Below are 13,630 nucleotides of genomic sequence, written 5' to 3' on the forward strand. Positions count from 1 at the left end.
GAATGGTTAAATTCGGTTCGGAAAGGTCTCGGACTGACCTGGCGTGGGATGATGCTGAAAGCCGAACAGCGGCTTCTCGCTGCTGAACGAACGTGGCCGCCGGCACTCCGAACCCAGCATGTGGTTTCGGCCCCTGATCAATCGGACGCCGATCTCGAAGTGGAACCCGAGACTGAGGCCGACACTAAGACCGAAGCAGAGAGTGACAGTGACTCCGAGATTGACGAGGTGGCGAAATGAGCCAGGACGTTCCGGTGGCATCTAATCTTCTCGCCTCGAAGATGTTCGGTGTCTCGGCCCGCAAATTGGCCGAATCGATGGGGCCGCCTCTTATTCTCCCGCTTATACTCTACACTATCGGTCTCCCGCTGCTGGTGACGCTCCCGTTGGTGTTCGTCGGATTCCTCGTGGGACTGTTCATCTATAGCCGCACTCCGCCGGGACAGCGCCCTCTGCAATATGCAGCAGCGATGGCACGGCACCTGCGTGGGCGAACGGATTACGTCTGGAAGCCTCCGGAGCCTAACAAGGACGATCTCGCGTATCACGAACCCTTTGAGGCGTGGATCACGGGACGCCCAAAGCCAGTTGTCGCCGATGCTGACGGAGCTCGTGATGACGCTGACGAGACAGGCGCGGAGACGGACGAACCAACGGACTCGGACGACGGCCTTGACGCGGATTGGCCGATCGCGACGTATGGAGGACAAACAAATGACTGAATACGAAGACGCCGGTTCGACGCTGGACCTCATGGATTTCAAGAATGTCCGTGATGGCGGCGTCGTGGAAACGCCTACCACCTATGCGATGGTGATGCAGATACAGCCTCGAGACTGGCTAATCCTCTCTGAAGAACGCAAAGAAAGCCTCTATCTATCGTTCTTGACGTTCCTGCGCGGGGTTCAGTTCCCAACACAGATCCTCTCGATGACGACGACATACGATCCCGAACCCTACCTCAAGCAGTTTGAGGGAGCCGAAAATATGCTCATCAACTCGGGCGACGACGAGGAAGACGTTGACCCGTTGGATGAGTCGCCGCTGCTCGACTACGGCCGAAAGTACCACACTGAGTGGCTCCGGGGCGTCGTCGATGTCGCGGAGATTCGTGACCGCGACTTCTACTTCGCGGTTGCAGTCGCTAAAGATGAGGAGGCTGACGATGGCCTCAAGGCCCAGATCCAGTCGTTGATGCCTAGCGGGAACGACGTTGAGGTCGATGACGAAGCTAAGTATATCGAGGAAGTGAAAGCCCGCGCCCAGCGTGTGGCGTCGAAGCTCCCCCAGACGCAGGTGGAAGCCGAGATTCTGGACACTCGCCCGGCTGTTCTTGAGGTCCTCTACGAAGTCTATCACGGAGAGAAGCCACCTATCTCGTTCGAACAAGGTAGCTTCTCACTCCCGGCCGATAAGGCACAGGAGGTCGCCAACGCAGCCTATACTCCCGAAGAAGCGGCACAGGCCGAGGCGAATGAGGATGGTGACTACGAGTTCGATCGCGCTTCCGACGAACATCCCGAAATCGAACCCGAACCAGATTCCGAATTTGATTCCGACCCGCTGGCGGCGGTTGGTGATGGTGGGTACGCACACCCAGACTCCGTTGAGCGTGTCGCAGAATCGCGTATCCTGAGCTGGTACGCTCGTAATATCGGGCCTATTGGACATGGATCACTCCCAGTCGTCCCGCGAGCGGTCTATGCGGGTGTGTTTCTGGGCCTCCTAAGCCTCATACTCAGTGTAGGGGCGCTCGGAACGTTCATCTGGTCGATGAATATCGCTGAACGCGGTACGGACATCTACTGGCTGGCTCGGACCGTGTCGTTCGCGACGGCTGCGGCGAGTCTGCCTGGATTCGTGCTGAGTCTTGTCGTATTGTTCCCTTCGGAGCGAAGAACGAAGGGACTCGCAGTGGCTGGCCTCGCGGCGGCAGGCTATGCACTCACTCTGTTCCTTGGAGCGTATCCCCAAGACTGGGACTCGAATCCCGCCGTGACCACGTTCACGCTTGAGGTGTACGCGATGGGCATCTTCGCGCTGCTCATCGCTGTCGTCCTCGCGGTACGTTCGCGACAAAAGGTGGACCTCTCGAACCTGGTAGTCGCCTCTGACCCTGACGCGTCTGATGTGGCGACCGACGGTGGGGGCGCAGGCATTCCTTCCATCCCCGTCGATGACACTGACGATGAAGACGCTGGCGTTGACCTCGATGAGTGTCGTGACACTGATACCGGTGTTGTCGAGGTCGACACCGACGGCGTCGATATAGAGGGCCCCGATGCTGATATTGGCGCTGACACCACGGACCCCGAGACGACTGAAAATGAATCTGAGGTTACAAAATGAACCCTCTCGAGAAACTCCTCGGAAAGAACGGACCCGAGAAAGACGAGCCTGAACGTATTCCGATCGACGATCTCTCCGGCAAGGAAACCCAGGTCGCACTCGAATATCTAGAACTCCTCGATCGGGAAGCCACCCGAAAGAACATCGAGTGGGCGGCCTACCAGCTCCAAGCCGAAGAAGTTCCGCTCATCTCCCCTACCGAATCCCTCGAAGAGCGAGAGACGCTTGACAAGAAACTGGTCGCGCCGCGAGCAATGGAGCGCCACCCTGAGTTCCAAGTCCGTGAAGAGAAGGTCACGCAAATCATGACCGTCACGGCCTTCCCTCGGAAAGTCAACCTTGGGTGGCTCGTACCGCTTACTATTGCGGACGTAAACCTCCGCCTCTCGCTGCACATTACACCACGAGACCCGGCAAAGACACGCAAGCAACTCCAGCGCCGCTACACGCAGACCACGACGGCACTCACGCTCAAGTCCCGAAAGGGTCGGACGGACACACATCAAGAGGAATTGGAGCGCGAGGACCTCCTACGGATTCTCCAAGACGTGATTCGCGGGACAACGAAGGTCTTTGACATCGCCATCTACATGGAACTTGCCGCGGACTCGCATGAGGAACTCGACGAGATGCGCGAGCGCGTTGACACCATTCTCGCGGAACAGGACGTCGAGACGACGGTACTGCACCACCAACAGATCGAGGGTAATGGGACTATTGTCCCTCTCGCGACGGACACAATCAAGAACGTCCACCCCATCCAGCTTGAGGCACTCGGGACGCTGTTCAACCTTGTTGAGCCGCCGATCTACGACGAAGACGGCATCATGATGGGCTTCGACGACACATCGCGCCCAGTAATCCTCGACCGCTACGCCCACTCCGGATTCGGGATGACTATTTCGGGGAAAACTGGCTCTGGGAAGTCCTACGCTAGAAAACTCGAAATCTACCGCCGACTGCTGACTGACCCCACGGTGCAGTGCATCCTGTTCGACCCGGCGGGTGATGACTATCCACAGTTCGCGAAGAAACTGGGTGGTGAGGTCATCCGCTTTGGTGGGTCGCAGAAAGTCAATCCGATGGACATCTCAGCACCCACGGGTGAGATTGGAGCGTCCGAGGACACCTACCCGCTCACGGTGCGTTCCGTGGTAGAGATGCTGAACACCCACTACGAAGACCGTGGCGGGCTCCCTGCTGCGGAAGAGGGTATGCTCATCCAAGCGACGCACTACGCATACCTCTCGAAGGGGATCATCCTTGGCGAGTACGACACCTACGCGAACGAATCACCCATCATCGACGATCTCATCCAGGGTGTGAAAATCATCACAGAAGGTGGTTTCATGCAGGCGCTCGAATCGGACCTCGTCGACGGGGCGGTGCTCGAGCACTTCCAAGAGTTGGACATTCTCGACGAGGACGGCAACCCAGTCACGGAGACGCACATTTCTGTGCCGATGGCAGTAATCACGCCCTCGAAGAAGCACCAGGAGGTCGCGAAGGCGCTGGAACCAAAGTTCGAGTCGTTCAAGCCAGGTGGTATCAACGCGAACCTGAACGGTCAAACAAACCTCGAACTGAACTCGCGTCTCGTCGTGATGGACATGAGTTCGTTTGCCGATACAGGCGAGATGCCGCTGATCCTCCATGCGATGCTCCAGTGGGCGTACCTCGAGGCCAAACGGTCGCCAGATCGCTTCGACGTGACCTTCGATGAGGCCCACTACCTACTGGGGCGTGAATCGACGCGGGATCTCATCAATCTCTTCATCAGGCACGCACGCCACTACGACGCGGGCCTCACCCTGATGAGTCAGACGGCTCACGAGTTTATGCGGACGGACGCTCGCCGCGAAATCTATGAGAACTGCGACATCAAACTCCTGTTCTATGCACAGTCTGTGTCGGACGCGACGAAGGAGTACTTCGATCTTTCTCCGGCTGAGGTGAAGTACCTCCAATCGGCTCCACGTGGACAGGAGTCCGGATACTCCGGATGTTTGCTGTCGACGACAAAGCACGGGCGCCGCCGTCTCGAGATCCATTCCGGTGACTTCGAGCACTACATGATCGACGACAATCTCGACCCGTGGGACTACATTGAGGAAATCGAGGGACCGATGCGCCCCGGTGAAGTTGATCCCAATGCGGAGCCCGATTTCGAGACGTCCGAAATGCCTCCGGTGTCGAATCGGGAGCTGGACATGGAACTGTCGAGTGCGTTCGCAGAAGACAGAACGACGCAGGAACAGCCCGAGAGTATCGCTGACGACGACACGACGAACTCCTTGACATCCGGCTCTGGTGACCGTTAATGGCGATGGCGATACCGGTCGAGCCGCTCCTGCTGATGACGTTCGTCCCTCTCCAACTCGGGCTGGGTGACATCCCCGAGGCGATAGCGGAGGCGATTTTCGGGTTCTTTGCGGACTTGGCCGAAGCGATTGCGATCGAAGTGTCGACCGCACTGACGGACGAACTCATCAAGGGTCTGTTGAAGATCCCGAACCCATATGAATCAGCGACGGCGGCCAACGCGTGGACTGGAATATTCGAGATATCGCTTGTCTTGCTTCCGATAATGATCGCGCTCGCGCTCATCGCGTGGCCGTTCAGCGAAGATCGTGAATCCGGGTTGTTGGACCTCGTCGTCCGTGTCGTGATGATCTTGCTGTTTATTGGCATCTCCCAGCCGGCATGGGGGTTCGCGATTGATGCAACAAACGCTGTAACGGTCGCCATCCTAGATCTTGACCCAAGTGCTCCGGGTGTGAACTACGGATACGGGAACGGGCTTCTTGGAGGCTCCACTACAGCCGGCGTGTGGGCGCTGAAGTTCATTGTCTCGGTAGTCGCTGCGATTCTCGCAGTCCTGGCGCTAATACTGTCGATATTCTTTCTGCTCCTGCGCTGGTTCATGGTTTGGATGGCCTACATCGGGACGCCGTTCTTCGCGGTTGTCTGGTTTGCAGGACGAGGCCCGCTGAAGTCCGTCGGCAGCGTCGGCGCGACGTTCATGCGGATGGGTGTGTTTTCTCTGTTGGCTGGACCTGTAATCGCCATTATTGTGCTGACGTTCCAGGTCATCGAGGCCGGCGCGATTCTCCAGACCGCAAAGACTGGCCTTATTGGGAATGCCGGCCTTCTTTTTGCCGAACTTGCGCTAATGCTGATCTTCCCGGTCCTGCTCATCGTGACAATCTGGAAGCTCATTTCGTGGGCAGGCCAGCCCATCGGGGCTGGTGAAGCCGCTGCGGTCACGACGATGGCTGTCACGTCGGCTGTCGGTGGCGCCGTTGTCGGTGCAGCAGGCGGCGGTGCGTCCGCGGCCGGCAGTGCAGCAGGCGGTAGCGGCGGTAGTGGCGCGGCGGCCGGTGGAACTGCTGGAGGTGCATCGGGCGGTAGCGCGTCTGCGTCTGCCTCGAGTGTAGGTGCCGGAGGCGCCGGAAGTGCGAACGTGGGTGCAGGTGGGTCAGGCTTAGCAAGTCGGATGACGACCCGAGCGAAGGGTATGGTAGGGCAAGCGAAGAAGACCGCTGGTAAGAAGCCAGCCCAGAAATTCGATCACGTCGGGACGACACAGAAGCTTAGCGAGGCCAGATCCTCTCTGGACGAGGCGCAACAGGATGAACAGGCGGCCGCTTCGCAGGCCAAGTTCCTCCAGAACTCAATGGCGTCGCGCGACATGGATATGGCCGAGGCGAAAGAGCAGGGGATCCTCGACGCCGAGCCCGTCGAAGGACAAACGCCGAAGTTCAAGACCGACCCCCTCACGAATGACGTGAAGATGAGCTATATGGGAACGGACGGGGTTTCCCGCTCTGCCAACCTCACACAGAAGTTCAAGTCCGTGAAGACCGAGCAGCATGATGCCGGCCAAGAGGTCGAAGCGGCGCAGTCCCAGATCGACAGCATTCAGAAAAAGAAGGGACGCGTGGATACAGCCAGAAGCGTAGGCCGAGCTGGAAAGGCTGGGACTCGCCCCGTCTATAAGGGCGCGAAGTTCGCGACGAAGACCGGTGGAGCCGCAATGGTCGGTGGTGTCGGTGGGAACTCGTATCTCGCACACTCTATGGGTCGCCGGGCATCGCAGCCGATGATCGGCTCGGGCGGCCCCAATCAGAACCCGAACCACACACTCTCAGAGTTCGGCCGTGTAGCTGGTGGGCAGGCGTCCAAAACCGGCGAGATAGGTAAGACAGGCACAGGCAACAGCGACAACAGCGGAGGGATGTAGCGTTAGCACCCCCCTGGTCGTCGATCGGTCGTCCCTAGGCCCTGTGAGCGGCTCACTCGTACGCAGGCTTATATAGCAACACGGAATATACTACCTAACTCACTCTGAACGACTGCGGATTTCGCGCGGTTCACAGGTATCTTCTCACGAAAAACGCTGAATCGACAATCGATCGCCTCATCTCAACAAATCAAGACAATACCGGAATCGACACATGTCCCTACTCGCTGCGACAATCGCCTACCTCGCTGCCGACCTTGTCTACGGATTCGTCCGAATGGACGACCGGTTCCCTACGTACGGTCGGCGTGGCCGCCTCATCGAAGCCTCGCTCGTCGCAGCTGTCGTGATGGCAGGGGGGTGGATGGTCGCACCAGCCGTCCTCGACCCTTTCTGGACGGGCCTCGGGGGACTCGCGGTGTACGGGCCGCTGTCCATCCCTATATTCGCAGCGTTCTGGTTCCTCGGGCGACCGCTGCTCCCCTCGATCGGGGTGAGTGGACTGCTGTTCATCATCACGGTATTCTTGCTCGGGGGTGTGAACGTTTTCCTCCTGAACATGCCGGTTTCTGACTTTTCGGACGCGCTCAATATTCCGTTTGCCGTGGGGAACGCACTCGCTATCTTCGTCGGGACGTACATTGTGATCACGGTGACAGACAAAGGGCGAAACAACCAAGAGAAAGAGCGTGAGCGAGAACGAATCCCCTCCGGCCCAACTACCTACTCCCCGACCCGGAACACGACCGTGAACGCGAATGGGGATCGGAGCCCGAGCAGTCACAACGCCAACGATGCTGTCGTCGCCGAGGACGTATCCATCGATGGGCCGCCGGGAACTCATTCCTCGACCGGGAGTAGCCTGTCCAAGGCCAAATTGCGGAACCTGACGTACGACTGGCAGCACCCGCCGCAGCGATTCACCGACATCGGCGGCTACGATGACGTGAAGGCCGATCTCGAACGCCGTGTCCTCGAACCCCTCCTGGCGCATCGCGATGGGGATGACCGCTTCTCGCGGTTCAGTGTCGAGCCTGAGAGCGGCATCATGCTGTATGGTCCGCCGGGAACGGGAAAGACGATGTTCGCGAGAGCGCTTGCTGGCGAACTCACTGTCCCGTTCGTCGAGCTCTCTCCAGCGGACGTGACGTCGATGTGGATCAACGAGAGCAGTGACCGGGTCAAGACGCTGTTTGACGAGGCAAAACAGATTGGGCCGTGTGTCATCTTCCTCGACGAAGCCGAACATCTGTTCGGAGCGCGCGAATACTCAGGGAAGGGTTCGCATGCTGAGGACCGGAAGGTGACCAGCGAATTTCTCGCGCAGCTCACTCACGAGGACCGTGAGGCTATCGTGGTTGCGGCGACGAACCGACCGGGTGATATCGACCGGGCGATCCTTCGACCGGGACGGTTGGCTGCACACTTTGAGATTGGCCTCCCGGACGAGGAAGCCCGTACCGCCATCCTCCGGACGCATTTGACCGATGTGCCGTCGTCGCTCTCGGATGCCGAGTACGCGAATCTCGCGACGCATACGGTTGGGATGACGGGAGCGGATCTCGCTGACCTCGTCGATGAGGCCCGACGGAACGCGGCTGACCGCGATGCTCGCGTTTTGACTCGTGACGACTTCCCATCGACTGAGGACCTCCAAGTAATAGCGACAGAGCTGGAACCCGAGACGGACGACCTCCCGACCGTCGACGACGGAGATAACGACGAGGACGACCCTCGAGATCGGGATGCCGCCGTCCGTTCGAAGGCAGATGATGACGGCGGGTCCGACGACTCGGCCATCGGCTACCAGTAGAAGCGCTTCTTACCCATCGGTCCTCTCCACTTCATCCCGTACTGCCCGGACCTCACAGCGTGAACGTGACATCGCGAACTCCCCTACGTTACGCTTCGTATTGTAGCCGTACTGATTGTTACGTAGGACAGCAGTGACGCACTCATTCCCCCTCGCGGTGCTGTGCATCGAGCGGTTGCGGTAGAGGGTTGACCTGTTCTCGACTGCGAGACGGCAGTCGAAGGTGGGACACCCCGCTATCGAAGTGTATTCTGCATCTACATTCACACCTCCACCCGTGTCTGGACGTTGTTTCAGTTGGTGGCGACACGCCGGTAAGGTGACGTGTTGAAGAGTGGCGGGATTCCGGGGGTATCGGCCCAAAAAACAGCGCTGACACCCAAATTTGCTGGATTTCTTTATACTACCAGAAAGCGTAGTTCAGGCCGTAGATCATATGAGCACCCTCCGAGAAGACGCGCAGTCACTCCATGAGCAGTTGGCTCCCCATCTGCCGGATGACTGCGCTGATGAGTATGACGTCGACGCGCTCGCGACGCTCTTCGACTCCTACGTCAACACGTATCGAGTGCCGAGGACCCAGGCGTTCGAGAGTGTTCGAGGCCACGTTCTCAAAGAGGTGGGCATCGACACTGACGCGTTCTGGGCGGCTCAACGCGATAGTGAACGGGGAACGACCGACGATCCTCTCCCTCTTGCTGAGTGTACCACCGATAACGAGTGGGTCACAATTCGCGCGAAGGTCGTCGAAATCTGGGAACCGAAGCACGAGTCTATCCACCAGGTCGGCCTCATCGGCGATGAGAGCGGACGGCTCAAGTTTACCGCGTGGGCAAAGTCGGACCCACCAGACATCGAGGAAGACACGACCTACACGTTCAAAGACGTCGTCGTTGAGGAGTACGAAGGCTCCTACTCGGTGAAAATCAACTCGCGTAGCGAGATTATCGAGCACGCGAATGATAGCGAGGAAGCCGTGACAGATGTCGGGACGATGACCACGACACACGAAGGATTCTTCGTCGCGATCCAAGGTCAGTCCGGACTCATCAAGCGGTGCTCGGCTTCCGATTGCACTCGCCTCGTCACGGGCGGTGAGTGCAGCGAACACGGGGCCGTCGACGGCGAGTTCGACCTGCGTATCAAAGCAGTCATCGACGATGGGCGCACTGCCCAGGAATGCCTGTTCACTCGTGGCGTCACCGAGGAGGTCACGGGGATCGACTTGGAGGAGGCTAAGCAGCTGGCGGCCGACGCCCTGGATTTCACCGTCGTCTCCGACCGCTTCACCGACCTTCTGATCGGGCGGCGGTTCATCGTCGAAGGCCCCCTACTTGGGCGGTATCTCCTCGTCGAGGAAGTCGAAGAGACTCCGGAGAGAGCGTTCTCGGATGGGTACGAAGAAGCAGTCGTGGAACTGCTCGCAGAACACAACTACGATGGGCCGGGGCTCACGGCTGCGTCCATCGAGGATCTCCCGCGCTCGTATGATGCACACGCGGGCGGCGTTGGAGGCGACTGAAACCATGGCAACAAGCGACTCTCAATCACAGCAGGGGGCAACAGTCCCAGATCGTGAGGTTGCGAAGCTTGTCTTCGCGGCCGAGGTGAACGAAGCGACATACACGTTCAAGACCTCGCAAGACGAGCGTGCCCCGGTTTACGTTGCGCTCCCTACCGGAGTGCGAGCGAACCGAGTGTGTGTCATGGGAACGGTCACGGACGTCGAGGATGTCGGAGCCGACGACCAGGAGTACCTTCGAGTGCGTGTCGTCGACCCGACTGGGACGTTCTGGGTGTACGCCGGGCAGTACCAGCATGAGGCACTCAAGAAGTTAAAGAAGATTCAGCCACCCGAGTTCCTCGCGGTCATCGGCAAGCCCCGGACGTACAAGACCGACGACGGAGCGATTAATGTCTCACTTGTCCCCGAGGACGTCGGTGTCGTCGACATCAGTACGCGCGATATCTGGGTATTCGAGGCAGCGCGGCGAACACTCGAGCGTGTCGAGTCGGCGCGGGAGACCTCCCCGAAGGTAGCCGCACTCGCTCGCGAACAGTACGGCCATGATGGGTCGTACTTCGCGCATGTCGCGGCGTTCGCGCTCCAGAACCTCCTCGATGGTGACGAATCTGCGACGGAGCTCGACGCGAAGACGATCGAGGAGCGTCTCGAGGAAGCCGAAGCCAAGGGTGACGACGTCGACGGCGAAAAACCCGAAGAGGAATCGAGATGACGTCCGGGGAGAGAGACTTTCGCTCCACGAACGAGGACTCGATCGCCGACACGTCGAACGAGGACTAACGAGCGATGTTCGGGCGTAGTTCTGGAATCAACTCGAAATACGACGATCCCAGCACCTACGACAGAAAGTATCCACCGGACTGGGACGCCCGTCGGAAAGCCGTCTACGAACGCGATAACTACACGTGCCAGGATTGTGGATTGCGGAGTGGGCCCCATGCCGGCGACGGCGGGGCGATTCTCCACGCACACCACCTCATCTCACTCCGCGACGGTGGGTGGAACCACCTGGGGAACCTTGTGACGGTCTGCCAGTACTGTCACGACGGTATCCACGGCCACCCGACCGGGAGTCAGTACGATGGGGGCGAACACAATGCCCTACGGGTCCTTCGAGTGGTTGGCCGGGCAATCGTGCGCGGTATCAAATGGGTGATTCGGTAGTCATGAAAACGACGATCCTGTTTTGGTTCACCCACCCCACCAGATCGGACTAGACGTGTGTGGTCGCGCCGGGAATCGGCGCGGAGTATGGACCTGGTTCTTCCATCACGAGATCGTCGTGGGGCGCTGCACGGATGGCGAGTGTCGGACTGGAGACAGAGTCAATCGCATCCATGAATCCGGGTTCACTGCTGTAAATGCTGAACGCGTCGATGACGACTCTGACGAGTTCAGCGCGAACGGCATCGGTGTCGATGCCAGCGATGAGCTTCTCCTCGGGCCTGGGTTCGGAGCCGGTGGGGACGACCTCGATTCGGATGTCTTCCATTGGCGGTTGCGACGGTTCGGCCCATGGCGTGAGTGTGTAACGGTCGACTGGGCCGACAAATTCGGGGACGGCGTATCCCAGTGCATCCTCGAGGAGCGTTCGCACGTACGGTCCGCTCAGGAAGAGAATGTCGTCGAAGTGGGCGGGGCCGCGACTGGCTGATGGATTGCCCACGTCGGCGTTGTCAATCGCGTCGAGTTCGGAGCCGACCGGTTCGTCATCGTCGCCATCACTCGGACTGTAGCGTTGCACATCGAGGTACTTCGAGCGGTCTGCCTGTCCGATGAGCTGGCGTGTGAGGAAGTTCCCGTTGTGCGCGGCTGAGAGCGCGAGCTGGAGTTCGTCAAGGGCACGGACAGAGAGCGGAAGGTATTCGGGCGGGAGGCCTCGCTGCCCGACTGCGGCGTGGAGCGCGGAGACGGAGACCGGCGAGTACTTCGGTTCGCTGGAGGGTGCGTCTGGGGCGGTGTCGAATGGAGACCCGTTCCCATTGGAGGGTGCAGTCATTTTCGTTCTACACGCATCCCTTCCTTCGTCTTGGTATATAAACCAGAGCACGGGTTCGATCACTCGCCGTCAGGGCCCATCGCAATGATAGAGAATTCCCAGTCCGGACTGTCACCCAGGGCAGTCAAGCGACTCTGTCCCGGGCGATGAAGAGAAGATTGACCCCAACCGAGCGATTCGGGAGTGGCCACAAAACTACCGTGACTGGTCATCCAGAACTACTAATCCGGGGCTGAACGATATTCGCGTATGTCTACCCGACGGCTCATCGCCATTTTTGGGGTTCTAGGGATAGTGCTCCTTGCCGGCTGTTCTGGTGGGATTAGCGACGGAGGGCCGGATCCGACCACCACTGTCGACGAGCAAGAAACGACAGCGCCTGGTACGACCGGGGCGACAGCGGTTGAAGGCGAACTGTCTGTTCACCTGTTGAACGTTGGCCAAGGGTCGAGTACCCTTGTAGTCGGCCCAGATGGGGAAACGATTCTCATTGACACTGGCGATTGGACTGATGATGGTGAGGGCGTTATTGCGTATCTCGAATCGCAAGGCGTGACGCGAATCGATCATCTCGTGACCTCCCATCCTGATGCGGATCATATTGGCGGGCACGCCGCCGTGATCAAGCACTTCGAGGCCACCGGCGACGGCGTCGGTGCGGTGTATGATCCAGGCATTGTGTCAAGTTCGGCAACCTATGAGGAGTACCTCGACGCGGTCGACGCACACAACGTGACGCTCTACCGGACGCAGGCAGGGGACTCGATCCAGATGAGTGGGGTTGAGGCCCGAATTCTCGCCCCACCAGCGGGGTATCTTGCGAATGAGGACCGAAACGAGAACAGTATGGTGCTCCACCTCCAGTTCGGCGCATCGAGCTTCTTGCTCCCCGGTGATGGGGAAACCGCGAGCGAGGAGTATCTCGTGGAGACCTACGGGGACAGTCTCAATTCGACAGTACTCGCTGTCGGACACCACGGAAGTCAATCCAGCACGAGTGAGGCGTTCCTTGCTGCGGTATCACCGCAAGCAGCCGTTATCTCGAGTGCGTACGATTCCCAGTACGGCCATCCGCATGAAGAGGTGCTAGCACGGTTGGAATCCCGCTCTATTCCGACGTATTGGACCGCAACACAGGGGACGATTACGTTCACGAGTACTGGGTCGGCGGTGACGGTCGCCACACAGCAGGACGCACCAACGACGGCGACTGCGCTCAGATCTGGAGACCCGATTGAACCAGGTACCGGTGGCACTGTTACGGACCGACTCGTGATCCACGCGGATGGCTCCGAGACGGCTCCAGTTGCTAACCCCGATGAGACACCACCTGAATCGGAGGATACCACCACGACAGAGACGAGTGAGCCCGATCGCCTCACTGTCGTTGAAATCAATGCTGACGCGGACGGCGATGACGCCGAGAATCTGAATGGCGAGTACGTTACCTTCGAGAATACGGGGTCGTCGTCGCTCGGTCTCTCTGGGTGGGTACTCGCCGATGCGGCCGATCACTCCTATACGATCCCTGAGGGGACCATACTTGACCCTGGAGACCGAATCACCATCTATACGGGCAGCGGCACCGATACAAAGAACGAACTGTACTGGGGCCAGCCAACCCCGGTCTGGAACAATGGCGGTGACACTGTCATCCTTCGCGATGGCGCCGGCACGATCGTGATTGAGGAGACCTACTGA

General features: G+C 59.1%; 11 protein-coding genes. 10 read left to right on the forward strand and 1 reads right to left on the reverse strand.

Features of this window, described 5'->3' with window-relative positions:
- The first annotated feature begins 51 nt into the window (after nucleotides 1-51).
- From DQW50_RS18055 to DQW50_RS18785, 9 genes are all read left to right on the forward strand, one after another.
- Nucleotides 52-240: a hypothetical protein gene (locus DQW50_RS18055; RefSeq protein ID WP_198664576.1), complete on the forward strand. Its 189-nt coding sequence runs from the start codon at nucleotides 52-54 to the stop codon at nucleotides 238-240.
- Complete coding sequence (locus DQW50_RS02435) at nucleotides 237-722, forward strand: hypothetical protein (RefSeq protein WP_112077723.1); 486 nt, start codon at nucleotides 237-239, stop codon at nucleotides 720-722. Before DQW50_RS18055 ends, DQW50_RS02435 begins: the two co-directional genes overlap by 4 nt.
- Entirely contained in the window at nucleotides 700-2,349 is a 1,650-nt protein-coding gene (locus tag DQW50_RS02440; RefSeq protein ID WP_112077724.1) for a hypothetical protein, read from the forward strand. Before DQW50_RS02435 ends, DQW50_RS02440 begins: the two co-directional genes overlap by 23 nt.
- Nucleotides 2,346-4,670: a VirB4 family type IV secretion system protein gene (locus tag DQW50_RS02445; protein WP_112077725.1), complete on the forward strand. Its 2,325-nt coding sequence runs from the start codon at nucleotides 2,346-2,348 to the stop codon at nucleotides 4,668-4,670. Before DQW50_RS02440 ends, DQW50_RS02445 begins: the two co-directional genes overlap by 4 nt.
- Nucleotides 4,670-6,592 (forward strand): hypothetical protein, encoded by a 1,923-nt coding sequence (locus tag DQW50_RS02450; RefSeq protein WP_112077726.1) that lies wholly within the window; start codon nucleotides 4,670-4,672, stop codon nucleotides 6,590-6,592. Before DQW50_RS02445 ends, DQW50_RS02450 begins: the two co-directional genes overlap by 1 nt.
- Before the next feature lie 277 nt (nucleotides 6,593-6,869).
- Nucleotides 6,870-8,405 (forward strand): AAA family ATPase, encoded by a 1,536-nt coding sequence (locus tag DQW50_RS02455; RefSeq protein WP_241964311.1) that lies wholly within the window; start codon nucleotides 6,870-6,872, stop codon nucleotides 8,403-8,405.
- 436 nt (nucleotides 8,406-8,841) lie between these two features.
- Nucleotides 8,842-9,927 (forward strand): replication factor A, encoded by a 1,086-nt coding sequence (locus DQW50_RS02460; RefSeq protein ID WP_198664577.1) that lies wholly within the window; start codon nucleotides 8,842-8,844, stop codon nucleotides 9,925-9,927.
- Nucleotides 9,928-9,931: 4 nt separating this feature from the next.
- The gene (locus DQW50_RS02465; protein ID WP_112077783.1) at nucleotides 9,932-10,642 is read left to right on the forward strand and encodes a DNA-binding protein; all 711 of its coding nucleotides are present in this window, start codon (nucleotides 9,932-9,934) and stop codon (nucleotides 10,640-10,642) included.
- A gap of 74 nt (nucleotides 10,643-10,716) precedes the next feature.
- On the forward strand, nucleotides 10,717-11,094 hold the full coding sequence (locus DQW50_RS18785; protein WP_112077727.1) for an HNH endonuclease: 378 nt from the start codon (nucleotides 10,717-10,719) through the stop codon (nucleotides 11,092-11,094).
- Between the two features lie 49 nt (nucleotides 11,095-11,143).
- Here the strand turns inward: DQW50_RS18785 and DQW50_RS02475 are convergent, their stop codons facing one another.
- Nucleotides 11,144-11,992, reverse strand: a complete 849-nt coding sequence (locus DQW50_RS02475) for a hypothetical protein (RefSeq protein ID WP_127341303.1) — start codon at nucleotides 11,990-11,992, stop codon at nucleotides 11,144-11,146.
- 186 nt (nucleotides 11,993-12,178) lie between these two features.
- On the opposite strand from DQW50_RS02475, the gene DQW50_RS02480 reads away from it, so the two are divergent.
- A complete protein-coding gene (locus DQW50_RS02480; protein ID WP_112077729.1) occupies nucleotides 12,179-13,630 on the forward strand; it encodes a lamin tail domain-containing protein in 1,452 nt (483 codons plus the stop codon).

The organism is Halorubrum sp. 48-1-W (genome assembly GCF_003287355.1).
In the GTDB taxonomy this organism is placed as follows: Archaea; Halobacteriota; Halobacteria; order Halobacteriales; family Haloferacaceae; genus Halorubrum.